Below are 23037 nucleotides of genomic sequence, written 5' to 3'. Positions count from 1 at the left end.
TCTCAGAGAGGGGCGAAGCGCACGGTGTCGCCGGGCTGCAGGGCCAGCGCATTCAGGACATCGGCCGGCATATAGGCCTGGCCTGCCTCGAACGCCACATCCGCGACGCATGCGCGGAAATCATCCAGTCGCGTGGTCGCAACCAGACAGGGAGTACGGCTACCCTCACCGGCTTGCGCCTTGGCCAACTGGCTCTCCATCATGGTTCGGATGCCGCGGACCGGGGCGTACAGCGTGGGGCCACCGTCGAAGATATCAATGTAGTTCTCGGTCTCAAAGCCTTCACGCATGAGGATATCGTAAGCCAGTGCCGAATACGGCCCCACCTGCCCCATCACTTCCTGCGCATCATCGTTGAGCAAAGGAACATAGAGCGGATGGTGCGGCATCAGTTCGGCGATGAACTTACGGCCACGCACACCACAGTAAAACTCGGCCTGCTGGTACTCGATACCGAAAAAGCGTCGTCCCACGGCATCCCAGAACTCGCTGCCACCGTCTTCGCGGGTGACACCCAGCATCTCCGACACCACGCCATCGGCAAAGCGTTCCGGCCATTGCGCGATGAAAAGGAGGCGGGCTCTGGAGAGCAAATCGGACCACTGCGTGAACCGAAGGGGCTCGTTGATATAGAACGAGGTCAGCAGCGTGTTGCCGGTCAGGTCATGACACAAGGAGAGCGCGTGGATCTTGTTGTGGATGCCCAAGCCCGGCGAAGCATGAATGAAGGTTTCGTTGCGATAGCTGTAAAACGGCTCTTTGAAGCCAGCCGAAGCGACAATGCCGGAAATACCTACCAAGGCCTTGGTATCGGTGTCCTCCAGAACGAAGAGATAACTCTCCTCGCCATGAAATGCCACCTCGGCCGCCAGCGAATCAATGGATGCCTGGACGCGACGGTAAAGGCTGTCCCGATTGGCGGGCAAGGTGGTGACGCCAGCCGGGCTGCGGGTAGCCAATGGCTCGATGCCTGGCAGATCGTCTAGGCGGGCGGTACGGAGAACCAGCATGTCGGTGAGTCCGGCTTCTGTGGGTGTTTATGCGGCAACAACCGATTTCACGGCACGTTCAAAACGTGTCAGACCTTCGTCGATATCGGCATCGGGAATCACCAGGCTTGGTGCAAAACGGATCACATCGGGGCCGGCCTGCAAAACCATCAAACCCTCGCGTGCTGCGGCAGTCATGAAATCCTTGGCCTTGCCCTTGTAGGCATCGGCGAGCACGCAGCCGAGCAGCAGGCCCAGACCGCGAACCTGGGTGAAGGCACCGGTGGCCTTGCCGATCGCGTCGAGACGCGTCTTGAAACGATCATGCTTGGCCTTCACGCCCTGAAGGACTTCGGGGGTGTTCACGGTATCGATCACAGCCTCGGCCACCGCACAGGCCAGCGGGTTGCCACCATAGGTCGAACCGTGAGTACCCACGCCGAAATGCTTGGCGATCGCAGCGGTGGTGAGCATGGCGCCAATCGGGAATCCGCCACCCAGCGACTTGGCCGAGGTAAGGATGTCCGGCGTGACCCCGTATTCCTGGTAGGCAAACAGGGAGCCGCTACGGCCCACGCCTGTCTGTACCTCATCAAACACCAGTAGCGCCTTGTGCTGGTCGCACAGCTCACGTACGCCCTTGAGGTATTCCAGCGTCGCCGGCAATACACCGCCCTCGCCCTGCACCGGCTCGACCACCACGGCGGCGGTCTTGTCGCTGATGGCGGCCTTGAGTGCGGCCAGATCGTTGTACGCGATGTGCGTCACGCCACCAGGGCGCGGACCAAAACCGTCGGAGTACTTGGGCTGACCACCTACCGTCACAGTAAAGAAGGTACGGCCATGGAAGGAATTGGCGGTGGCGATGATCTCGTGCTTGTCAGCGCCGCCATTATCGATGGCAAATTTGCGCGCCAGCTTGAAGGCTGCCTCGTTGGCTTCAGCGCCCGAGTTGCAGAAGAAAACGCGCTCGGCAAAGGTCGCGTCGATCAGCTTGCGGGCCAGACGCAGGGCAGGCTCATTGGTCAGGGAGTTCGATACATGCCAGACCTTCTGGGCCTGCTCATTGAGTGCGGCAACCAGTTTGGGGTGAGCATGACCCAGCGAGTTCACGGCGATACCGCCGGCAAAATCGATGTATTCCTTGCCGGACTGATCCCACACGCGCGAACCCACACCCTTGACCGGAATGTAATCGGCCGGTGCGTAGTTGGGCACCATTACCTGATCGAAATCGGCGCGGCTGACGGCTTGGCTCATGGGACTTCCTTTCTGCAATAACTGGTAGGGATTCTATGACTGTCAAACATTGGCGGCTTGTGGCATTGCGACATATTCGTTCGTACCTGACGTCCTTTAGGCGCTGTCAGGTCGTACCGAGCCACGCTGCCGGTCTTCCCGCGGGGTCACCTGGAAGTGATTGCGGTAAGCGCTGGAAAAATGCGGGCCACTGGAGAAGCCGCAAGAGAGACCGATCTGGATGATGGACTTGGAGGTTTGCCGCAGCATCTGGCGTGCCCGATTCAGGCGCAGCTCCAAGTAGTACTGCGAGGGCACACGCTCAAGATGCTGCTTGAACAGACGCTCCAGCTGGCGGCGGGATACACAGACGTGCTGAGCAATCTCATCCGTCGTCAGCGGTTCTTCAAGATTGGCTTCCATCAACATCACCGCCTGCACGAGCTTGGGCTGATTACTGCCCAGCCGGTTCTGCAGCGGGATGCGCTGGCGATCATCCCGACCGCGTATGCGTTCCAGCAGCAAATGCTCGGCCACACTGGCGGCCAGTTCGGCTCCGTGCTGGCGCGCAAGCAGATGCAGGAACATCTCGACGACCGCCACCCCACCGCCGCAGGTCGCGCGATCACGATCCACCTCAAACAGGGAGCTAGCGGTAATCACAGCAGGGAAACGGTCGCTGAACTGGTCCAGCAGGGACCAATGTACGGTGGCACGGCAGCCATTGAGCAGACCCGCCGCAGCCAGCCAGAACGCACCGGTCCGCCAGCCACCCAAGGTCATCCGCTGGCGCGACAGCCCGATCAGCGTCGATACAACCGGGTCGCTTGAATTGAGCTCGCCCGGCGCATCACTGGCAGACACCAGCAGCAGAAAGGCGGTCTCATCGCTACGCAGCGCACCATCAACGTCCTGCATACGGCCGTGACGGCCCTGCACCGGTTCGCCGTTGATCGAGAGCAGCTTCACACGGTACAGCTCGCTCTCGGTCAGGCGGTTGACTTCACTGACGCCATCCTGCAGTACGCCAAGCTCCCCAGCTGGAAAACCCGGCAAAAGCAGCACGGCGATCGTCTGGGTCGCAGGCTTGTCAGCGTAATCGAACATGCCGCGCGGGTCCGTTTCGGTTTATTTGAGACTGCCGGAGAGGAACTGCTGCAAACGCTCGCTCTGCGGGTTGACCAGCACTTCGCGCGGATTGCCCTGTTCCTCGATCTTGCCTTGGTGCAGAAAGATCACATGATTGGAGACTTCCCGCGCGAACGCCATTTCGTGCGTAACCACCACCATGGTGCGCCCCTCTTCCGCCAGCGCCTTCATCACGCGCAGCACTTCACCCACCAGCTCGGGGTCCAATGCAGAGGTCGGCTCGTCGAACAGCATGACTTCGGGTTCCATGGCCAGCGCACGCGCAATGGCAACGCGCTGTTGCTGGCCACCGGACATATGCGCCGGATACTTGTCTTCCACATTCTTGAGGCCGACTTTTTCCAGATACTTGCGGGCGCACTCCACCGCTTTGTCCTTGGGCACCTTGAGCACTTGGGTAGGCGCCTCAATGATGTTTTCCAAAACCGTCATGTGTGCCCACAGGTTGAAGTGCTGGAACACCATGGCCAGCTTGGCACGCATCATCTGCAGCTGCTTGTCGTCAGCCGCCTTGAGCATGCCGTCCTTGGCCTGGACCAGCTTCATTTCTTCGCCGGCAACGGTGATGCGGCCGCTGTGCGGGCGCTCCAGCATGTTGATGCAACGCAGGAAGGTGGATTTACCGGAACCCGAGGAACCGATGATGCTGATGACATCGCCGGCATTGGCAGTCAGCGAAACGCCTTTGAGCACCTCATGGCTGCCATAGCTCTTGTGCAGATTCTCGACGGTTAACTTGAGGCTCACGGTTGTCTCCGGGACAAATTATTCTGGTCTGGTTCAGATCGTTTCATTACCGCCGTCGCTTACGCGCTCAGCAGATAACCACTACGGAATGGCACACTGCCAGCGACCTTGCACAGGTCCATGCCGGCGGTGGCATAACGCACAAAGGAACGGGCATACAGCACGCCGCTGACACTTGCGTGGACGGGCGTTACCGTATCACTGAGGGGGTCAATCACATCGGCCACTACCTCACCGGCCTGGATTTGCTCACCGGTATCACGGCGATAGGCAATCACACCTGCATGGGGGGCGCGCAACGTCTCGGAACCCGCCAGCGGCGTTGGTACGCAAGCCGCTGCCGGAAGTGCAGGTGCGGCACCGCCCAAAACGCCCCGATGCTGCATGAAGGCGATCAGACTGGCGGCATCCTGCTCGGCCAGCGAATGGTATACATCGGCGGCACCTCGCAACTCTACGGTTGCCGAGAGGCAGGATAGCGGCACCGGAAAGCGACCGGCAAACTGCTCGGCAAGACGCCACCAGGGCCCACTCATGGCCTCGTCAAACGAGGAGCCACCCGAACCCTTGGCCAGCAACACGGCCCGAGCACCCAGATGGCGATACAGCGGCTCAGCCTGATCCAGGTACGGCGTTTCGGTATAGACGTGCATGACGGCTTCAAAGTCGCAATGCAGATCAAGCACCACATCGGCATCAAATGCCAGCGTGGTCAGTGTCTTGCGCAGGGACTGTAACTCAGTCTGCACCTTGATCGCGGCAATGGCGTCGGCCATGGCAGCGCGGATCACCGCCACGTTCGCCACCGGGTCCTGACCCAGCTTGCCCTCGATGGCCGGCTGAATGGCAGCCGCCAGATCGGGGTAATTGCGATTAAAATTCTCGGCGGACGCAAACTCGAAACGGCCCAGCTGCGAGTGCATGAGGGTCTGGTCAAGCCCGATGGGGTTGGCAACGGGCACCACCACCACCTCACCATGAATCTGGCCGCGCGCCTCAAAGTCGGCCAGCAGCCCCTTGAGGTGATGCAGCACCAGCATGCCAGGCAGCTCATCCGCATGCAGGCTGGCTTGCAGATAGATTTTCTGACCCTTGCCTGCGCCGTAATGGAAGCTCAGCAGTTCACGCTGGGTGCCCAGTGCGGGACTAAGCAGGGGGTGACGTTGGATACGCATGGAACAATCAGGCCTTACGTGGTTTCAGGTGTGCCAGCCAGCGGGACTCTGCGAGCTTGAACAACCAGACCAGACTGAAGGTCAGGATCAAGTACAGCACAGCAGCCGTGATGTAGGGCTCGAAAACCAGGTAGTACTGCGAACGGATACCATTGGCGACGCCAGTAATATCGATCAATCCGGGCACCGTACTGGCCAGGGATGAGCCCTGCAGCATCATGATGACCTCGTTCGAGTAGGCCGGCAGGGTACGACGCAGGGCCGATGGCAGCACGATGCGGCGCATCAGCAACCACTTGCTCATGCCCATGGCACGTGCGGCCTCGATTTCGCCGTGATTGGTGTCCCGGATGGCGCCGGCGATCATCTCGGTCGTGTAGGCACAGGTATTGAGTGCGAACGCGAGCAAGGCGCAGAACATCGCATCCTTGAACGGCTTGAGTACGGCAACCGTATCCCAGTTCGACTGGATGAACTCCAGCTGCGCCAGGCCGAAATAGATCATGTACACCTGCACCAGCATCGGTGTGCCACGCATGACATAGGTGTACAGCCAGACCGGCGTGGATACCCAGCGGTTGCGCGAGACACGCATGATCGCCATGGGGATGGCCAGCAGCCCGCCCACCAGCAGCGAGATCACGGTCATCTTGAGTGTGACCCAGACACCATCAGCAAACAGCTGCAGGGTTTCGGCGTTGAGAATGACGTCCCATTCCATCAGAACTCTCCCCGGCGAACGCCCATCGAGAACTTTTTATCGAGCTGCTTGAGCACCACCAGCGAAATAGTGGTGAAAGCAAGGTAAATCAGGCTGATCAGCAGGAAGAACAGCATGGGGGCAAAGGGCGTGATGTCACGCGCTGCAGCCGCAGCCTCCCGCGCCAGCCGGGTCATGTCGGCAAGGCCGATGACCGACACCAGCGCCGTGGCCTTGATCAGCACCAACCAGTTATTGGTAAAGCTGGGCAAGGCCAGGCGGATCATCTGCGGCACGGTGATGCGGAAGAAAACACGCATCCCGCTCATGCCGTAGGCGTAGCCGGCTTCCATCTGCCCTTTGGGAATGGCAATGATGGCGCCGCGGAACGTCTCGGTCATGTAGGCGCCATAGATGAAACCGATGGTCAGCACACCGGCGACAAAAGGATCGATTTCCAGAAACTCGGGCAGGCCCATCGCCTCGAAACGGGCGACAATGGATTCATTGCCCTCAAGGCGTGCCCACTCCCACAGGGATTCGACACCCATGTTGAGCAAGGTCTGACCGCCGTAGAACAGCAGCAGCATCCACACCAGATCCGGCACGCCGCGGATGGCCGTGGAGTAGAACCCCGCCGCCCAATTCAGCAACTTGTTCGCCGACAGCTTGGCGGTCGCGCCAAGCAAACCCAGAATGACGGCCACGGTGAGCGAACCCAGCGCGACCTTCAGCGTCATCGTCGATCCAGCGAGGATCGTCCACACGTACTCTTCCATCGCCCATCTCTCGTTGGCCATTGTGTGCATGGCCTTCATGCCGTACCGGCGAGCCGGTATCGTGGTCCGAAAACCGGCCCGCAGGCCGGATTCCGCTGTGCGGGGCGAACTGGCCGCCCCGCTTGTGACTTACAACCAGCAACCCGCGATTGCCTGCATCGCGGTGGCAGCAGGCTTAGCCCCAGATATCAAACGGCACGTACTTGTCGTTGATCTTCTTCCAGGTGCCATTGGCGCGGATGGCGCCGATGGCCTTGTTCAGGGCATCCTTCAGCGCGGTGTCACCCTTGCGGATGGCAATACCAGCACCTTCGCCAAAGTACTTGAAGTACTTCTTGTCGGAGAGAACCGGGCCAATGTAGCCCCAGCCCTTGCCTTCCGGCTTGGCTAGCCAGTTCTTGTTCACTTCAACGATGTCGGCCACGGTACCGTCAAGACGGCCGGCCTTCAGATCGAGGTAAACCTGATCCTGAGCATCGTAAGGCACCACGTTGGCGCCCAGCTTGGTCAGCTCACCCTTGGCAAAAGCTTCTTGCGTGGATGCCTTGAGTACGCCAATGCGCTTGCCCTTCAGATCCGGCAGATCCTTGGCCGTACCCAGCTTCACCACCACGCGCGAAGGCGTGTTGTAGTACTTGCCGGTGAAATCGACCGCGCGCTTGCGGTCTTCGGTGATCGACATCGAGGACACGATGGCGTCGTACTTCTTGGCCTTCAGGCCGGGGATCATGCCGTCCCAGGCTTGTTCCACAAACACGCACTTGATCTTGAGTTCGGCGCACAGCGCTTCAGCCACTTCCACGTCAAAACCGGTGGGCTTGCCATCGGGGGTCTTGAACGTGAACGGCTCATAAGTCGGATCGATGGCAACACGCAGTTCCTTGAGCTTCAGTTCCGCGGCCGACACGGACATGGACAGCGCAAGAGCAAGGGCGCCAAACAGCGCGGTTTTCTTCATTGCGGTACTCCTGATTGGTTGGAAGTTTTGACGCTCAGCCATGATCACAGAACACAAGCGGCGCTCCCCTTCAGCAATGGCGATGATTGTAAACCCGCCACCTGCCGACCCTGCTGTCCCAAAAGCGACATCTTCGTACAGGGGCCCCGAACGGCGCGATCAGCTGTAACCGCATCGTAGCGCGATTGCTGCAGCTTGGTGAGTCTGCCTTGCCGGGCGCGCGGCAGACCGTGGACAAATTGCGTAGCCAAACACGGGATGCCGCTACCGCCCGCTTGGGCTGCCCGCCACCTGTGCAGCGGCTTTTTGTATAACCCTACCCAAACCCGACAACCCCAAGGAAAGACACCGCCCAGTGACGCGCAATCAAGTGCTTAGAGCAAGATGTCAGCCGGTGTGTCAGCACATCAGCGCAGTCGATCCGGCACATGCCACAGCCTGAAAATACGGGTTAACGACTTGCTTAGAGCTTCCGCGACTGTGCGGCTATAACAAATTGTCGCATCCCCTAATACTGGTAGTCGTCGCGTCGGCGCTACAATTGCGGTGCTTTCTGCCAGAAGGCGGACCCGGACCGACGTGGATAACTTGCCTAGGCAAGTCAGAAGCAGGGAGTTCGATGAGTGCCCATACGGAGACAAACCATAATGCAAAGCTTTCACGCCAGCCTCGTTGCCGACATCCAGCGCCACGCAGGCGCTCGCGAGGCCGGGGCGGTTGACCTGCCAGCCCTGATCCAGCAGTACTACGCTGATACCGATGCAAACGATCTGGCCTCTCGCGACAGCCAGGACTGGTACGGTGCCCTGCTCGCCCATCTCAAGCTGGCCGCCGCGCGCAAGCCCGGCGATCTGCAAGTCCGCGTCTACAACCCCACCTTCGATGACCACCGCTGGCAAACCAGCCATACGGTGATCGAACTGGTGAACGACGACAAGCCCTTCCTGGTCGATACCGTCAGCCTGGCGCTGGCACGCTTCGGCTACAGCATTCACCAGATCATCCACCCCATCGTGCAGGTATCGCGCGACAATGCCGGCAAGCTCACCAGCATCGGCAAGGGTGCCGCCGAATCTTGGATTCATGTCGAGATTGATCGCATTACCGACAAGGCCCGCCTTGATGAGATCAAGGCTGAGCTGCAACGGGTATTGGGCCAGCTAGATGACTGCGTGGCCGACTTCGAACCCATGGTTGGCAAGCTCAAGGAAATCCGTGCTGAACTGGGCAAGGCCAAGCCGGCCAACAAGGACGCTTGGGCGGAAGATCTCGCGTATCTGGACTGGCTGCTCGACGACCACTTCGTGTTCCTGGGCTATCGCGATTACGATCTGATCGACAGCAAGGAAGGCGTGCAGCTGGCTATCGTGAAGGGCTCCGGCCTGGGTCTGCTGCGCGGTGAAACCCGCGGCGCCCACTCCGCCAGCTTTGCCGCCCTGCCTGCAGAAATCCGAGCGCTGGCCCGCAACAAGACCTTGTTGCTGCTGACCAAGACCAACTCGCGCTCCACCGTGCACCGTGGCAGCTATCTCGATTGCGTGGGCCTCAAGCGCTACGACGCCAAAGGCAATGTGATTGGTGAGCGCCGCCTGCTGGGTCTCTACACCGCCAAGGCCTACAACACCCCGCCCCACCAGATCCCGGTACTGCGCCGCAAGATCGCCAATGTGCTCGCAGCCAGCCAGGTCGATGCCGAAAGCCACAAGGGCAAGACCCTGCTTAACGTGCTGGAAACCTATCCGCGCGACGAACTGCTTGAGATCAGCGAAGCCCAGCTCGGCGAGATTGCAGGCCGCATCGTGGCCATGCAGGACCGCAGCCAGGTACGCGCCTTCATCCGTGAAGATCTGTACCGCCGCTATGTGTCCACGCTCGTGTACCTGCCGCGTGACAACTACAACACCGATGTGCGCATCAAGATGCAGCAGTTGCTTCTCAATGCATTCGGCGGCACCTCGGCTGAATTCAATGTCTCGCTGTCGGACGCTGCGCTGGCCCGCATCCAGTTCATCATCCGTACGCAATCGGGCTCCACCCTGCCCCATTACGAGCCGCGCGAGATTGAAGCCCAGATCGCCCAGGCTACGCGCCGCTGGACCGACGACCTGCAGCTGAACCTCACCGCCCATGCCGGTGAAGAGCGTGGCATGGCGCTGTACAACAAGTACGCCAAGGCCTTCCCGCCCGCCTACTACGCCGATTACGACGCCCGCACCGCGGTATACGACATCGACAAGATCGAGCAGGCCGTCACTGGCAAGCACCTGACGATGAAGCTGACCGACGCCACCCTGGCCGATCCGACGCAGCATCGTTTCAAGATTTTCCGCGAAGACCCGATTGCGCTGAGCGACAGCCTGCCCGTGCTGGAAAACCTGGGTGTGCGCGTGATTGAAGAGCAGCCCTACACACTCAAGTTTGCCGATGGCGGCCGCGGCTGGGTGACCGATATCGCCATCAAGCTGCCGATCACCGGCCTGCTGAACGAGGACGAGCAGCGCTCGGCCTTCCAGCAAGGTTTTGCCTCGGTGTTCGAAGGTCTGGCCGAGAACGACCGCTTCAACAAGCTGATCCTGCTGGGCAACCTGCAATGGCGCGAGGTAGTGCTGCTGCGCGCCTACGCCAAGTACCTCAAGCAGATCGGTCTTAACTACAGCCTCGACCATATTGCCGATCGACTCGCGCACTTCCGCGATATCGCCTCCGATCTGGTCAAGCTGTTCCTCGCCCTGCACGAACCCAAACAAAAGGGCGCCAAGCAGGTGGATGCCCTCAATGCCAAGATCAAGGAGGCCTTGGCGCAGGTACCAAGCCTCGATGACGAGCGCATCCTCTCGGGCTTCTTCCACTGCATCAGCGCAACGATGCGCACGAACTTCTTCCAGCCCGCCGCCGATGGCAGCCAGAAGGATTACATCAGCTTCAAGTTCGAGAGCGGCAAGATCCCCAACATGCCGCAGCCGGTGCCGCTGTTTGAAATCTTCGTCTACTCGCCGCGCGTGGAAGGTATCCACCTGCGCTTCGGCAAGGTGGCCCGAGGCGGCCTGCGCTGGTCCGATCGCCGTGAAGACTTCCGCACCGAGGTGCTGGGTCTGGTGAAAGCGCAGCAGGTCAAGAACACGGTGATCGTGCCCGTGGGCTCCAAGGGCGGCTTTGTGCTCAAGCAAGCCCCGGCCATGTCGGATCGCGAGGCTTACCAGGCTGAAGGTGTGGCTTGCTACAAGACCTTCATCCGTGGCCTTCTGGACCTGACCGACAACCTCGTCGATGGCAAGGTCGTACCGCCGAAGTCGGTCCACCGTCGCGATGCGGATGATCCTTATCTGGTTGTGGCCGCTGATAAGGGCACAGCCACCTTCTCTGATATCGCCAACGGCGTATCGCAGGAGTACGGCTTCTGGCTGGACGATGCCTTCGCCTCGGGTGGCTCGGTCGGTTACGACCACAAGAAGATGGGCATCACCGCCAAGGGCGCGTGGGAATCGGTCAAGCGCCATTTCCGCGAACTGGGCCACAACACCCAGACCCAGCCGTTCACCGTGGCCGGTATCGGCGACCTGATGGGCGACGTGTTCGGTAACGGCATGTTGCTGTCCGAGCAGATCAAGCTGGTGGCCGCATTCAACCACCTGCACATCTTCCTCGACCCGACCCCGGACGTGGCCAAGAGCTTCAAGGAACGTCAGCGCATGTTCGCCCTGCCGCGTTCGAGCTGGGAAGACTACGACAAGAAGCTGATCAGCAAGGGCGGCGGCATCTTCTCGCGCAGCGCCAAGTCGATCCCGATTTCGCCCGAAGTGCGCAAGTTGCTCGACATCACCGACGAAGCCCTGGCCCCGAACGACCTGATCCGCGCCATCCTCAAGGCACCAGTTGATCTGCTTTACAACGGCGGTATCGGTACCTACTTCAAGGCCAGCACCCAGAGCCACGCTGAAGCGGCCGACCGCGCCAACGATGCGCTGCGTATCGACGGCAAGGAAATCCGTGCCCGTGTGATCGGTGAAGGCGGCAACCTTGGCTTCACCCAGCTGGGCCGCGTGGAATACGCGCTCAATGGCGGCCATATCTGTACCGATGCCATCGACAACTCGGCTGGTGTGGATTGCTCCGACCACGAGGTCAACATCAAGATCCTGCTGGGCCGCCTGACCCAAGCCGGCGACATGACGCTCAAGCAGCGCAACAGCCTGCTGGCCGACATGACCGACAACGTGTCGGAACTGGTGCTGCGCGACAACTACCTGCAAACCGCGGCGATCAGCCTCGAACTCAAGCAGGCCAAGTCGCTGCTGTCGGTGCACACGCGCTTCATGCAGGGTCTGGAAAAGGCCGGTCGCCTCAGCCGTCGCATCGAGTACCTCCCGAACGACGCGCAGATTGCCGATCGCCAAGCCAACGGACACGGCTTGACCAGCCCCGAGCTGGCCGTGCTGCTGGCCTACGCCAAGCTCGATCTGTTCGACAAGCTGGTTGCCTCGCCGCTACCTGCCAGCAAGGAATGGGATGGTCTGCTGGCTGATTACTTCCCGGTGAAGATGGCTGAGAAGTTCCGCAAGCAGTTGCCCAGCCATCCGCTGCGCAGCGAGATCGTCGCCACCGTGCTGACCAACGAATGCGTGAACCGCATGGGTATCAGCTTCGTGTTCCGCGTGGCCGAAGAAACCAACGCCAGCCCGGCCGAGATCGTCCATGCCTGGAGCGTGGCCAGCAAGCTGATGCAGGCTGACAAGCTGTGGGCTGAGCTGGAAGCGCTGGACAATCTGGTGCCCACAGCCGCCCAGTACGACGTGATGCTCGAACTGCGCAAGCACATCGAACGCGTTGCCCGCTGGGTACTGCGCGTGCAGATGACCGAGAGCGATGCCGACAAGCAGCTCGCCCAGCTCACCGACGAGATCCCGGCCCTGCTGCCCAAACTCGACAAGTGGCTGGCCGACAAGCCCAACTATGCCCGTCAGCGCGATGCGCACAAGGCGCATGGCATCAAGGTCGATCTGGCCGCCCGCGTCGTCCATCTGGACGCCGTACTGGCCCTGCTCGACATCGCCCGTCTCGCACGCCAGAGCAAGGCCGCGGTGGAAGATGTCGCTCAGGCTTACTTCCGCCTCGAATCCGCCCTGCAGATCGACTGGCTGCGCGAAGTGGTAGACGGCCTGCCGCGCGATAACCGCTGGCAGACTCTGGCCCGGATGGCACTGCGTGACGAGCTGTATCGTGAACACGCCGGCCTTACAGGTCGTGTGCTGACCGGTACGGGTACGGTGCAAAAACGCGTCGATGGCTGGCTCAAGGCGCGTGAAGGTGCGCTGGAGCATGTGAGCCGGATGTTCGAGGAGCTGCGTGCCTCGATCCCTGATCTGGCCATGGTGTCCGCCGCCATGCGTGAAATCCGCAACCGTCTGGCTGCGTAAGTCCGCGCAAGCAACCAACAAAACGGCCGGTATCGCGAGATACCGGCCGTTTTGTTTACTGCTTGGGTGTTAGCCGTAGGGTGCAATCAGCGCAGCGCACTGCACCACCGGCTCCACCGAAAAAAACTTCCCGTGCAATGCGGCCAGCGGCCTTAATGCACCCTACATAATTACTTCGGTGCTTTGGTCGTACGCAGATAGGGCAGCTTGATGTCGATCTGGCCGTATTTCTCACGCGCTTGGTCATCATTGAGCGCCAGCGCCACGATCACGTCCTGGCCCGTCGTCCAGTTGGCCGGCGTGGCCAGTGGCACGTTGTAAGTCAGTTGCAGGGCGTCGAGTGCGCGCAGCACTTCGGCAAAGTTGCGGCCCACCGACATAGGGTAGGTCATGGACAGCTTGAGCTTCTTGTCCGGTCCGATAATGAACACCGACCGTACGGTAGCCGTATCGGCAGCGGTACGGCCATCGGGCAGATAGGCCTCGGCCGGCAGCATGTCGAAGGCCTTGGACACGGCCAGCCCCTCATCGGCAATGATGGGGAAACCCGCCTTGGCGCCGGCAACGGCTTCGATATCGCCCTTCCACTTCTTGTGGGCTTCCACGCCATCGACCGACACACCGATCACCTTGGTGCCACGCTTGGCCCATTCCGCCGCCAACTGGGCGACAGCGCCGAACTCGGTGGTGCAGACCGGCGTGAAATCCTTGGGATGCGAAAACAGGATGGCCCAGCCATCACCAATCCAGTCATGAAACCGGATGCTGCCTTGGTCGGTCTCGGCGGTGAAATCGGGGACAAGATCATTGATACGCAAAGCCATGTTGATACCTCCAGATATGTGAGGGTTGCTGAATTCGTGGCCACATCTTGCGCAGGTAAAGGCAAGCCAGTGCCAAGGCACTCATGACGCGGCCTATAGTGACGACAGCCATCCGGCCAGTCACAATGGCGCAGGCTTATCCCGCCGCGCCATTGATCTCGTCACGACGACACCATCGTCCATCCATCACCGAGCTACCGCAAATACTCTGCGGATATGAAGACAGCACTCAAGTCCATGACCTCACCCGCGCTCGATCACTTCATCAACCAAGCCACTGCCTTCGGTCGCCAGCCATCCGAACCTGCCGATTGCGTCCTGACGCTCGCGCCACTGATGCTGGCACTGATCGACAGCGCCGAGACTTTCCTGACACCTCAGCACTACCAAAGCAGCGCCGACACTTACACACGGAACCTGATATACCGGGCACCGGACGACAGTCTGTCCCTCTACGCCATCGTCTGGTTACCCGGCCAGTGGACACCCGTGCATGACCACGGCAGCTGGGGGGTGGTGGGGGTGGTCGAAGGCATACTCGAAGAGCGCAGCTATGTGCGCCTGACGCCGGATCGCGGCGCGGATGAAGAGATTGATCTCGCTCGCGGCGGCATTGTGCTACTGGGGCGTGGCGCGGTAACCAGCTTCGTACCGAATCCCGATCACATCCACATCACCGGGGTGCCCGCAAACCGTCAGCGTGCCGTAAGCCTGCATCTTTACGGACGGACCATGAACGACTTCAATCTCTATGACGTTGAAGGTCGCACCCGTCGCCGGATTTCCGTTGCCCATAACGAGAGCTGACAGGACGCCGGCAAACCCGCCCTTGATCCCCTGAGAACCTGGCAGGCCTCAGCCAGTATGCCCGGCCTGCCACCAGCGCACCGAGGCCAGCCCCGCCAGCGTGGCCAGCAAGGACCCCGTCACATGCAGTGCAATGGCGCCACTTGCCATGGCGACCCGGCCTTGCTGGATCAGCGTGGTCACCTCGGCCGAAAAGGTGGAGAAGGTCGTCAGCCCGCCCAGGAATCCTGTCACCACAAACAGGCGCCATTCCGGCGAGAGGCCCGGATGCTGGGCAAAAACGGCCATGGCGATGCCGATGCAGTAGCCGCCGACGAGATTGGCGACCAAGGTGCCAGGCGGGATGGCTGGAAACAGGGCATTGAGGGTATTGCCAAGCAGCCATCGGGCAAGCGCACCAAGCGCAGCACCGAGGCTGATCGCGGCGATGGAGTACAACATGGACTTCCCTTGCCGGGCAGATTGACGATGGCCACAGTGTAAAAGCCGCATCCACCACGATCCAGATTTTGTTCGCAACTCAATCCGTAAAGGCCGCTATAGGGCGCAGTTGAACATCCAGCGCAACCCGAACTTGTCGGTCAGGCTACCGAAGTACGCCCCCCAGAACATGTCCTGCAAGGGCATCTCCACCACGCCACCCTCAGCCAGAGCTGCGAACAGCTCCTCGGTCTGTTGACGGGTATCGGTCTCCAGGTTGATGTACTGGTTGTTACCCATGATGACCTTGAACCCCATGGACTCCGGTGCATCCGTCCCCATCAGCAAATGGCCACCCAGTATGGGCAACTCCACATGCATGACCAGGTCCAAGTCCGCCGCCGCCATGGGCGGCTGATCAGGGTGTGCCGGAATGTCCCGGAACCGCTTGATAGGCATGGTGAATGTCGTACCGAATACTTGTTGGTAGAACAGAAACGCCGCTTCGGTTTCGCGAGGAAAATTCAGGTAGGTGCTGACGCGTGCCATGGTCCGGACTCCGCTTGTAAATTGATTGCGATCGGATCTACTGCGACTTGGCCCACGCCACAAGCTGATCCAGCGCCGCACCCCAGCCATCGTGAAACCCCATGTCCTCGTGGCGCTTGCGGCCCTCTTCGTCGGCATGAAATACCCGCGCAATATAACGCGTACCCTGCGGCAAGCGCTCAAGGATCAACTCGGCAGTAAAGTGGAAATCGCCGCAGTGCTCCCCGCTCTTTTGGGGATTGGGCCGATAGCCCGGCAGCAATGCATTGGTCCAGATCAGCCGGGTTGGCGACTCCACGGCCAGATAGCATCCCTCCCCCGGATAGTCCTGCCCCTCGGGGGAGCGCATTACCGTAAAGAATCGCCCACCGGGACGCAGGTCCAGCTCACAGGCCACGGTCTCCCACGGCTTGGGGGTAAACCATTTCATCAAATGCTGCGGGTCAGTCCATGCTTTCCAGACCAGTTCGATGGGTACGTCGATCTCACGGACCAGCTCTAGGTCAAGCTTCGGATTGATCGCCATTTTCAGTTCCTCTTTTTGGGGTCTGCCGTGGAATGGGTTTGCAGGTCTTCCTGCATCTGCAGCGCAATGAGATAAGCATCAAGCTGATTGAGGCGAGCCTCCCAGTGATCACGATACTGGGCAATCCAGTCGCTTGCTTCCCTGAGGGGCATCGCACGGATCTCACAGGGTCGCCGTTGTGCATCCCGCTCCCGTGCAATCAAACCGGCTCGCTCAAGTACCTTCAGATGTTTGGTCACAGCCGGCAGACTCATATCAAACGGTGCGGCAAGCTCACTCACGGTCAGCTTGCCTGATGCCAGCCTCGCCAGCATGGCCCGACGAGTGGGGTCTGCCAGCGCAGCAAAGGTACGGCTCAGCGGATCCGACATAGGTAGAACCAATCGGCTAATTAACCGATTGGTTTATATCAACAGGCATATCGCGGGGTCAATCCACATCCTGCTGATACGCATCAAATACCGACCTGCGGTCAGGCCTCATGATTCGGGAAGGCAATGCAGGCCGTTCTGGGCCATGCTGTACGAGTGTTCAAGTGAACCGGGCTGGTGTGAGCAACGTTTTTCGAAAACTGCTGCTGTTCTCCGTGCTGATTACCGTGCTCATGAGCGGCGGTACGCTGGGCTATGTGCTGATTGAAGGTTGGTCATGGTTTGACGGCCTTTACATGACACTGATTACCCTGGCGACCATCGGTTACGGCGAGACCCACGCACTGAGCGATGCGGGCCGTCTGTTCACCATGGTGTTGATCCTGTTTGGGTCGGGCTTGCTGGTATACGCCATCACCCTGCTGACGGTGATGGTGGTGGAAGGCGAGATTGCAAATGCGCTGAAAGGAGTCAGGATGCGAAGTGCCATCGCCAAACTGAACGGACATACCGTGATTTGCGGTTACGGCAGCACCGGCAAACATGTGGTCGATGAATTCGGCCGCCTGGGACGGGAGATGGTGGTGATCGAGCGCGATACTCATCTGGTCAACGCTTTGCGCGCTCGCGGTCTGCTTTGTGTTGAAGGCGACGCCACGCAGGAGAGCACCCTGGAGAAAGCGGGCATCCTGCATGCCAGCGGCCTGGTCGCCTGCCTGCATAACGATGCCGACAATCTCTTCGTCTCGCTGAGCGCACGCGGACTGAATCCGAACCTGCGTATCGTGGCCAAAGCACTGGAAGAAAGCTCTCACCGGAAACTACGCGCCGTCGGTGCCGACGCTGTCGTGATGCCCAACTATATCGGTGGTTTGCGGCTCGTAGCCGAAATGCTCCGTCCCGGCGCAACTACCTTGCTGGATCTGATGTTGCACCGTCACGACCAGAATATCCTGGCAGAGGAGCTGGCCATATCGGATCAATCAGCCGTGCTGGGTAATCCACTCAGTACACTGGGCATACACGATTGGCGGGGGGTCAGCCTCGTGGCGGTGCAGTCGGACAACGGGCAGTACCTGTTCAACCCACCGGATGACTATTGCCTGCAACGCGGTGACGTGCTCGTACTGATGGGCGAATCCACCAGGGTAACCGCGTTTGCCGACTCACTGAGATAGCTATCCCCCCACATCGCCCAGCAGATACTTGATTACCCCCTTGGCCACAAAGCCGATCAGCCCCACCCCCAGACCCAGCAGCAAGACAAAGGTGCCGAACCGACCCGCCTTGGATTCGCGCGCCAGCTGCAAAATGATGAACACCATATAAAGCATGAAGGCACCGACCCCGAAGGTCAGGCCGAACTGGGCGATCTGTTCTTCACTGAAACCAAACATCATGGCTCCGTAGACGGTAAGCCGCGCGTATCAACCAGATCGCGGTATGCATGCCAGCTTGCATGGCCCAGCCAGGGCACGATGACGATCAGGCCCAGCATGGCCGTCACCATGCCAAGCAGGGTCAAGCCCATCAGCAAGGCGGCCCACAAAGCCACCGGTGCCGGATACGCCATCACGACGCGCCAGCTGGTAAAAACAGCCGCAAGTACGCTGACCTTGTGGTCCAGCAACAAGGGGATCGCCACCACGCTGGACGCAAATACCGGCGCTGCCAGCACCGCGCCCAAGGCGAGCCAGGCCTCGAACAGCAAGGAGTGCTCGCTCAGCACGACATGTCGCAGGAAATCGACGGGTTTATCGATCGGAGCCGGTGCAAAGCCGGTCACCAAGGAGGCCGAGGTCAGCACCCAGCCGGTTCCCGCCAGTGCGAGCAGCATGCCAAAGATCACCAGCCGACCATTATCCGGTCGCCACGCGCGGCGAACCGAATCAAAACCCGGTTTACGGCGACGCTCGATATCCCGGCTGATCGCATACAGGCCCGTCGCCACAACCGGTGCCACCAGCAAAAATCCGCTGAATGCCCCCGCCAGCAACCAGAATCGATCCCTCGCCCACCAGAGCAACAGCAAACCGAACACCGCAGATAAGACACCATGCAGCAGCGAGGGCAGCGGGCAGGTCCATAGATCGCGCCAGCCTCTGGCTAACCAGCCCAGGGGGCGTAGCAAAGGAACGTACTTGTGACCAAAGCTTCGCGATTCCGCCAGCGCTTTTTCGGTGTTGAGTCGGGGACGAGGCATAGTGGCTATCTTATCTGCTGGCGTTGGCGCCAGACTTGAGTGGTATCAACCCGGCACATCTTAGCGGTTGATCTGCTGCGGCCCAAGTGCGTGCGCAACCATGAAAAAGCCCCGCCATCCTGTCGGGGGCGGGGCTTGCAAAGCACAGACCAGATCAGTTCACACGAATGAACAGGCGGGTCCAGAACGTGTTGCCCTCAGGGCGGTTACGCGTATTGAATTCCTTGAGGAACTTGCTCTCCAGCGCCCATTCACCACTCTCTGCCTGCCAGGAAATCGTCGGTCCCAAGCCAAAGGCGCGGGCACGATTACCGTTGGCGGCAGCGCCGGGGCCTTTGTCATCCGTCGTCTGGTAGATAATGTAGCCCGCCAGGCCGGCCTTGAGCGTATCGCTCACCGCATACAGCGCCGACAGATCGGAATGCAGGTACTGGCCGGAGCGGTAATCGGTGTCACGATTTTCGGTGTTGATCGAGTAGCTGGTACGTGCACCAAGCTCCCAACCGTTTTCGAACACACGCGCCACCGTTACCACGGGACGGAATGTCCAGAAATCACCCGCACCCGCATTCACAGGGCGCTGGCTATCGTACCGACCCGTGGGCGCCACGACTGCCAATGCCAAAGTCGTACGCGACTCATCCGACTGGAAGTCGACAAACGGCGCGATCTCCACATCCCCCACCCCACTGCGTTTGCCCGAAGCTGCGGCAGCCTGAGCTGCGATTGCAGCAGAGACAGCCGGCAGTACGGGGCCACCGATCAAGGTGGGCTTCATGCGCAGCTCGGTGCGCACAAGCGGCACGGTCATCGACAAGCCCAGCTTGCCATCGCCCCAAGTGGATTCCGACAGCCAGGTGCCACGCAGAGCCAAGACATCGGCACTCACCTTGCCATCCAGCCGGGCAGATACACCGGGCTGAGGTGTGGGCAGAACGGTAGGCTCACCGTTATCGCCATTGAGCTTGTCCGCCGAATAATGTTGGTAGTTGGTCTGAAAATACATGCCCGGCAGCAGCGGTGCCGTCAGGTCAAAACCGGGCAGGCCCGGCAGAGCACGCAGTTGGTTGCGCTCGGTGGCTTGCGCCGAGAGAGGCAGCGTCAGCAAAACGGCTGCGCTCAGAATCCATGGGCGAAAACGGTGCATTGTGTGCACTCCCTGAGTAATAGAAACGAAACGGGGCAAAGGCGTGTGCAGGGTCAACCAGCATGATCAAGTCTCACGACCCGGTTACCCACAGTGCGGACGGCGGAGCACCCCTCTGCAGGAAACTTTTCATTACCGGCACCAACAAAGCAAACGCTTGGTCAATAAGAGCGAAGTATACACCATCATATAAACAAGCACTTAGCTCAGTTTTTCCGCCACTGATTTGCGAACGCTTGCCGTTCGCCGCATCATTACTAGTATTCACTCTAGGCATACCTGCCCAGTGATGACACCACAAATTCATTAGAACAGGACTTCCCCCATGCGCCGACCAACCCTCCTGATGAAAAGCCTGCGTGCCACCTTAGCGCTGTGCATGGCTGGCACCGTGCTGGCCGCCACCTACAGCGTCAACAACATCAAGTTTGAAGACAGTGCCGTGGTATACGGCCAGAAGCTGGTACTCAACGGTGCATCCGCGTCCACCATCCTGTCCGCCAAGGCCACCGTAGTCGGCCTTTACCTTGCACAAAAGCAAACCACACCGGAAGGCGTCGCTGCGGTGAAGGGTGCGAAGCGCATCATGCTGGTCGCGCTCAAGGACATCTCGAGCAAAGATCTGGGTAACGTACTGGTCGATCGCATCCGCCAGAACGCAAGCCAGGAAGAGGTAAATGCCAACGTCGGCCAGATCATCCAGATCGGTTCCATCTTTGGTCGCGTACCCAAGCTCAAAAAGGATGACGTGGTCTATATCGACTGGAACCCGCAACTCAAGCACACGCAGTTCCTCCTCAACGACAAACCCCTGGGCGATCCGATGGTGGGGGACTCGTTCTACGCCATGTTCACCAAAGTCTGGCTGGGCCCCAAGGTGCGTGCACAGACGCGCAACAATCTTCTTGGACAAGGTGAACCGCTTAAAGAAGCGGATTAAGCCAACCTGGGCAGACAACAAGTTCACTGATCCAGTGGCATGTTGACTGCCGGCAACCGGCAAGTTGTGGTCTGCATGTGACCTGGCCGCAGTAATACGGTGCGGTTTGTACTCGATTTTCAATGCGAGTCAAACCGCGCTTTCCATGCTTGAGCGTCTTGGCCGACTATCTGGAGCTGCCGAACATGAAGCTGACTTTTGCTGCTGTCACCTTGGCTATCACCTGCTTGGCCGTGTCGGCCGAGCCACTCCCCCTAGTCACCGGTAACGACTACGCACCCTTTGCCGACCAAAAGTTACCCGAAGGCGGCATGACGGTAGAACTGGTCAAAGCGGCGCTGAAGGAATCCAAAGTCGAATTTGCCATTCATTGGCAGCCTTGGGCTCGTGGCCTGCACGAGACTCGCTCTGGTAAGTTTGCCGCTACTTTTCCTTACCTGAAGACGCCTGAGCGGGAGCAAGATTTCCTGTATTCGAGGCCGATTTATGCCATTGAAGACTGGCTATTTGCCAAACCAAACGCCGGTCTCGATCCAAATAATCTGGGATCACTGGAAGGAAAGAAGATCTGCCTCCCCTTGGGTTGGGCTCCTGCTGCGAAATTGGTACCCATGATCAAATCCGGCGCCATCAAGCAGGAGCAGCCAAAAGATATTTCAACCTGCGTGCGCATGGTTTCAGCAGGGAGAGCTGATTTCTTTGTCACCGATCAGTTCCAAGGCAGCGCCGCCATTGCCGGCACTGGCGTGACCAACGTGACGAAAAGCAGCTACTCTGTTGGCAGTGCGGCACTCTACCTCATCACCAGCAAGTCCTTTTCCCAGGGTAAGAGCCTGATTGATGCTTTTAATCAAGGCCTCGCTGCTTTGAAGAAGAGCGGTGAGTTTGATCGTATCGTGGCCAAACACACCAAATGAGGCTTAATGGGCTTTGGCGGCTTGGGTACACCAACGGTAGCGAAGTGCAGCTAAGTCTCCGGACTGCGTTGTTACCTCTTTCTGCAATGCTTCCTTTTGCGTACCCGCGACGGAAGCTGTGGCGCTGGGTATATATCCTCATACTGCTGAATTGCCTTACGTCAGCATTCAGTGCCAGTACCACACTGGTTGACGAACCCACCACCATCCCCTTGGTCACTGGTACGGGCTATGCCCCTTATGCCGACAGCAGCCTGCCCGATGGCGGGCTGGCTACCGAGGTGGTCAAACAGGCGCTGCTACTCTCTGATGTCTCGATCACGTTGGAGTGGCAACCATGGGCTCGCAATCTTGCCACTACGGCTGCAGGCCGACACTGGGGCACTTTTCCTTATCGGCGCACCCCGGAGCGAGAACGTGACTTTTTGTTTTCCGATCCGATTTTTGAATCACAAGAGCGCATCTTCGGTCATGCCGCATTGCAGCTGGACGGCAGCCGCCTTAGTACGCTGACCGGTCGCCGCATTTGTCTGCCACTTGGTTGGTCAGCTCCGGAGCCGATCGCGAAACTGGTTGAAGCCGGTCAGATCACCGTCGAAAAGCCCGTCGATATTCAGGCCTGCTTGCGAATGATCGTCGCCAAGCGGGTGGACTTTTTTGTCACCGATCTCACCCAAGGCAAGGCCAACCTGCGGCAGGAGATGGTGCCGAATGTCGTCTTGCATCCAGGCGTAGTCGGAACCTCGGCCTACCACTTGATCGCCTCTCGCAACCAGGAAAAAACGCCCTGGTTGATCGATCGCTTCAATAAGGGCCTCTCGCGCTTGAAAGCGCAGGGGCGTTATCGACAGCTTCTACAGAAATATGGGCATGAGTAAGCACGGGCATCTTTGTCATGGGCAGCCATGCCCGACGTATAGGCCGGCAGTATCCCAGCACGAGCGGATCGAGGATGTGGGCGATCTGTCGCCAGCGTTTGCCTAAGCGCTTGCTAGAGTACATCTGCAAGCCGAGGATGATCCTCTTTGAAGATCTGTTTCAGGTCTATGAGGACCGAGGTGAGGTCGAATAAGACTTCGACGAGAGTTGAGTAAACCGCCCATAAGTCTTTGTGCACACAGCCGAAACCAAGACTTTTACCGTTTCTACAACCTCATGGCAGCCCCTGCCTTCATGAACCCAA

At 59.6% G+C, this 23037-nt stretch carries 22 protein-coding genes; 6 read left to right on the top strand and 16 right to left on the bottom strand.

What is annotated here, in order from left to right; translation table 11 throughout:
- Positions 1 to 2: 2 nt before the first annotated feature.
- From O9X62_RS06030 to O9X62_RS05995, 8 genes are all read right to left on the bottom strand, one after another.
- Entirely contained in the window at positions 3 to 1010 is a 1008-nt protein-coding gene (locus O9X62_RS06030; protein ID WP_269531894.1) for an arginine N-succinyltransferase, read from the bottom strand.
- Between the two features lie 27 nt (positions 1011 to 1037).
- Positions 1038 to 2249 carry an aspartate aminotransferase family protein gene (locus O9X62_RS06025; protein ID WP_269531893.1) on the bottom strand — a complete coding sequence of 404 codons (1212 nt, stop codon included), beginning with the start codon at positions 2247 to 2249 and terminating at the stop codon, positions 1038 to 1040.
- A 96-nt stretch (positions 2250 to 2345) separates the two neighbouring features.
- Positions 2346 to 3335, bottom strand: coding sequence for a GlxA family transcriptional regulator (locus O9X62_RS06020; protein WP_269531892.1), 990 nt, complete (start codon positions 3333 to 3335; stop codon positions 2346 to 2348).
- Positions 3336 to 3356: 21 nt separating this feature from the next.
- Positions 3357 to 4124, bottom strand: a complete 768-nt coding sequence (locus O9X62_RS06015) for an ABC transporter ATP-binding protein (RefSeq protein WP_269531891.1) — start codon at positions 4122 to 4124, stop codon at positions 3357 to 3359.
- A 59-nt stretch (positions 4125 to 4183) separates the two neighbouring features.
- The gene (locus O9X62_RS06010) at positions 4184 to 5299 is read right to left on the bottom strand and encodes a succinylglutamate desuccinylase/aspartoacylase family protein (RefSeq protein ID WP_269531890.1); all 1116 of its coding nucleotides are present in this window, start codon (positions 5297 to 5299) and stop codon (positions 4184 to 4186) included.
- Between the two features lie 7 nt (positions 5300 to 5306).
- Complete coding sequence (locus tag O9X62_RS06005; RefSeq protein WP_269531889.1) at positions 5307 to 6020, bottom strand: ABC transporter permease; 714 nt, start codon at positions 6018 to 6020, stop codon at positions 5307 to 5309.
- On the bottom strand, positions 6020 to 6778 hold the full coding sequence (locus O9X62_RS06000; RefSeq protein ID WP_269531888.1) for an ABC transporter permease: 759 nt from the start codon (positions 6776 to 6778) through the stop codon (positions 6020 to 6022). Before O9X62_RS06000 ends, O9X62_RS06005 begins: the two co-directional genes overlap by 1 nt.
- Before the next feature lie 175 nt (positions 6779 to 6953).
- Positions 6954 to 7736 (bottom strand): transporter substrate-binding domain-containing protein, encoded by a 783-nt coding sequence (locus O9X62_RS05995; protein WP_269531887.1) that lies wholly within the window; start codon positions 7734 to 7736, stop codon positions 6954 to 6956.
- Between the two features lie 647 nt (positions 7737 to 8383).
- Here O9X62_RS05995 and O9X62_RS05990 point away from each other — a divergent pair.
- Positions 8384 to 13150 (top strand): NAD-glutamate dehydrogenase, encoded by a 4767-nt coding sequence (locus O9X62_RS05990; protein ID WP_269531886.1) that lies wholly within the window; start codon positions 8384 to 8386, stop codon positions 13148 to 13150.
- 170 nt (positions 13151 to 13320) lie between these two features.
- Here O9X62_RS05990 and O9X62_RS05985 read toward each other — a convergent pair whose 3' ends face one another.
- Positions 13321 to 13974, bottom strand: a complete 654-nt coding sequence (locus tag O9X62_RS05985) for a peroxiredoxin (RefSeq protein ID WP_269531885.1) — start codon at positions 13972 to 13974, stop codon at positions 13321 to 13323.
- Between the two features lie 216 nt (positions 13975 to 14190).
- Between O9X62_RS05985 and O9X62_RS05980 the strand changes: the two genes are divergently transcribed.
- Positions 14191 to 14781, top strand: a complete 591-nt coding sequence (locus O9X62_RS05980; protein WP_269531884.1) for a cysteine dioxygenase family protein — start codon at positions 14191 to 14193, stop codon at positions 14779 to 14781.
- Positions 14782 to 14829: 48 nt separating this feature from the next.
- On the opposite strand, the gene crcB is transcribed toward O9X62_RS05980, so the two are convergent.
- From crcB to O9X62_RS05960, 4 genes are all read right to left on the bottom strand, one after another.
- Positions 14830 to 15222, bottom strand: a complete 393-nt coding sequence (gene crcB / locus O9X62_RS05975; RefSeq protein WP_269531883.1) for a fluoride efflux transporter CrcB — start codon at positions 15220 to 15222, stop codon at positions 14830 to 14832.
- Positions 15223 to 15318: 96 nt separating this feature from the next.
- Complete coding sequence (locus tag O9X62_RS05970; RefSeq protein WP_269531882.1) at positions 15319 to 15750, bottom strand: VOC family protein; 432 nt, start codon at positions 15748 to 15750, stop codon at positions 15319 to 15321.
- Positions 15751 to 15787: 37 nt separating this feature from the next.
- Positions 15788 to 16276 (bottom strand): SRPBCC family protein, encoded by a 489-nt coding sequence (locus O9X62_RS05965; protein WP_269531881.1) that lies wholly within the window; start codon positions 16274 to 16276, stop codon positions 15788 to 15790.
- Positions 16277 to 16278: 2 nt separating this feature from the next.
- Positions 16279 to 16647: a helix-turn-helix transcriptional regulator gene (locus O9X62_RS05960; protein WP_269531880.1), complete on the bottom strand. Its 369-nt coding sequence runs from the start codon at positions 16645 to 16647 to the stop codon at positions 16279 to 16281.
- Positions 16648 to 16826: 179 nt separating this feature from the next.
- On the opposite strand from O9X62_RS05960, the gene O9X62_RS05955 reads away from it, so the two are divergent.
- Positions 16827 to 17825, top strand: a complete 999-nt coding sequence (locus O9X62_RS05955) for a TrkA family potassium uptake protein (protein WP_269531879.1) — start codon at positions 16827 to 16829, stop codon at positions 17823 to 17825.
- Here O9X62_RS05955 and O9X62_RS05950 read toward each other — a convergent pair whose 3' ends face one another.
- The 3 genes from O9X62_RS05950 to O9X62_RS05940 all read right to left on the bottom strand — a co-directional run bounded on the left by O9X62_RS05950 (position 17826) and on the right by O9X62_RS05940 (position 19997).
- Entirely contained in the window at positions 17826 to 18047 is a 222-nt protein-coding gene (locus tag O9X62_RS05950; protein ID WP_269531878.1) for a DUF2788 domain-containing protein, read from the bottom strand.
- Positions 18044 to 18850: a DUF2189 domain-containing protein gene (locus O9X62_RS05945; protein WP_269531877.1), complete on the bottom strand. Its 807-nt coding sequence runs from the start codon at positions 18848 to 18850 to the stop codon at positions 18044 to 18046. Before O9X62_RS05945 ends, O9X62_RS05950 begins: the two co-directional genes overlap by 4 nt.
- Positions 18851 to 19004: 154 nt before the next feature.
- Entirely contained in the window at positions 19005 to 19997 is a 993-nt protein-coding gene (locus O9X62_RS05940) for a transporter (protein ID WP_269531876.1), read from the bottom strand.
- Between the two features lie 325 nt (positions 19998 to 20322).
- On the opposite strand from O9X62_RS05940, the gene O9X62_RS05935 reads away from it, so the two are divergent.
- The 3 genes from O9X62_RS05935 to O9X62_RS05925 all read left to right on the top strand — a co-directional run bounded on the left by O9X62_RS05935 (position 20323) and on the right by O9X62_RS05925 (position 22732).
- A complete protein-coding gene (locus O9X62_RS05935) occupies positions 20323 to 20937 on the top strand; it encodes a chalcone isomerase family protein (protein ID WP_269531875.1) in 615 nt (204 codons plus the stop codon).
- A 185-nt stretch (positions 20938 to 21122) separates the two neighbouring features.
- Positions 21123 to 21854 carry an ABC transporter substrate-binding protein gene (locus tag O9X62_RS05930; RefSeq protein ID WP_269531874.1) on the top strand — a complete coding sequence of 244 codons (732 nt, stop codon included), beginning with the start codon at positions 21123 to 21125 and terminating at the stop codon, positions 21852 to 21854.
- Between the two features lie 212 nt (positions 21855 to 22066).
- Positions 22067 to 22732 (top strand): ABC transporter substrate-binding protein, encoded by a 666-nt coding sequence (locus O9X62_RS05925; RefSeq protein WP_269531873.1) that lies wholly within the window; start codon positions 22067 to 22069, stop codon positions 22730 to 22732.
- Positions 22733 to 23037 lie beyond the last annotated feature (305 nt).

Origin of the sequence: Chitinimonas sp. BJYL2 (assembly GCF_027257935.1) — a bacterium.
Classification (GTDB): domain Bacteria; phylum Pseudomonadota; class Gammaproteobacteria; order Burkholderiales; family Chitinimonadaceae; genus Chitinimonas.
Note: the sequence above shows the minus strand (reverse complement) of the source record. Positions and strands in the feature narration are given on the sequence as shown.

Excerpts from the sequence above, each read along its gene's own strand:
- O9X62_RS06030 (WP_269531894.1), bottom strand. The coding sequence starts at position 1,010 with ATGCTGGTTCTCCGTACCGCCCGCCTAGACGATCTGCCAGGCATCGAG.
- O9X62_RS06025 (WP_269531893.1), bottom strand. The coding sequence starts at position 2,249 with ATGAGCCAAGCCGTCAGCCGCGCCGATTTCGATCAGGTAATGGTGCCC.
- O9X62_RS06020 (WP_269531892.1), bottom strand. The coding sequence starts at position 3,335 with ATGTTCGATTACGCTGACAAGCCTGCGACCCAGACGATCGCCGTGCTG.
- O9X62_RS06010 (WP_269531890.1), bottom strand. The coding sequence starts at position 5,299 with ATGCGTATCCAACGTCACCCCCTGCTTAGTCCCGCACTGGGCACCCAG.
- O9X62_RS06005 (WP_269531889.1), bottom strand. The coding sequence starts at position 6,020 with ATGGAATGGGACGTCATTCTCAACGCCGAAACCCTGCAGCTGTTTGCT.
- O9X62_RS06000 (WP_269531888.1), bottom strand. The coding sequence starts at position 6,778 with ATGGAAGAGTACGTGTGGACGATCCTCGCTGGATCGACGATGACGCTG.
- O9X62_RS05995 (WP_269531887.1), bottom strand. The coding sequence starts at position 7,736 with ATGAAGAAAACCGCGCTGTTTGGCGCCCTTGCTCTTGCGCTGTCCATG.
- O9X62_RS05990 (WP_269531886.1), top strand. The coding sequence starts at position 8,384 with ATGCAAAGCTTTCACGCCAGCCTCGTTGCCGACATCCAGCGCCACGCA.
- O9X62_RS05985 (WP_269531885.1), bottom strand. The coding sequence starts at position 13,974 with ATGGCTTTGCGTATCAATGATCTTGTCCCCGATTTCACCGCCGAGACC.
- O9X62_RS05980 (WP_269531884.1), top strand. The coding sequence starts at position 14,191 with ATGAAGACAGCACTCAAGTCCATGACCTCACCCGCGCTCGATCACTTC.
- crcB (WP_269531883.1), bottom strand. The coding sequence starts at position 15,222 with ATGTTGTACTCCATCGCCGCGATCAGCCTCGGTGCTGCGCTTGGTGCG.
- O9X62_RS05970 (WP_269531882.1), bottom strand. The coding sequence starts at position 15,750 with ATGGCACGCGTCAGCACCTACCTGAATTTTCCTCGCGAAACCGAAGCG.
- O9X62_RS05965 (WP_269531881.1), bottom strand. The coding sequence starts at position 16,276 with ATGGCGATCAATCCGAAGCTTGACCTAGAGCTGGTCCGTGAGATCGAC.
- O9X62_RS05960 (WP_269531880.1), bottom strand. The coding sequence starts at position 16,647 with ATGTCGGATCCGCTGAGCCGTACCTTTGCTGCGCTGGCAGACCCCACT.
- O9X62_RS05950 (WP_269531878.1), bottom strand. The coding sequence starts at position 18,047 with ATGATGTTTGGTTTCAGTGAAGAACAGATCGCCCAGTTCGGCCTGACC.
- O9X62_RS05945 (WP_269531877.1), bottom strand. The coding sequence starts at position 18,850 with ATGCCTCGTCCCCGACTCAACACCGAAAAAGCGCTGGCGGAATCGCGA.
- O9X62_RS05940 (WP_269531876.1), bottom strand. The coding sequence starts at position 19,997 with ATGCACCGTTTTCGCCCATGGATTCTGAGCGCAGCCGTTTTGCTGACG.
- O9X62_RS05935 (WP_269531875.1), top strand. The coding sequence starts at position 20,323 with ATGCGCCGACCAACCCTCCTGATGAAAAGCCTGCGTGCCACCTTAGCG.
- O9X62_RS05930 (WP_269531874.1), top strand. The coding sequence starts at position 21,123 with ATGAAGCTGACTTTTGCTGCTGTCACCTTGGCTATCACCTGCTTGGCC.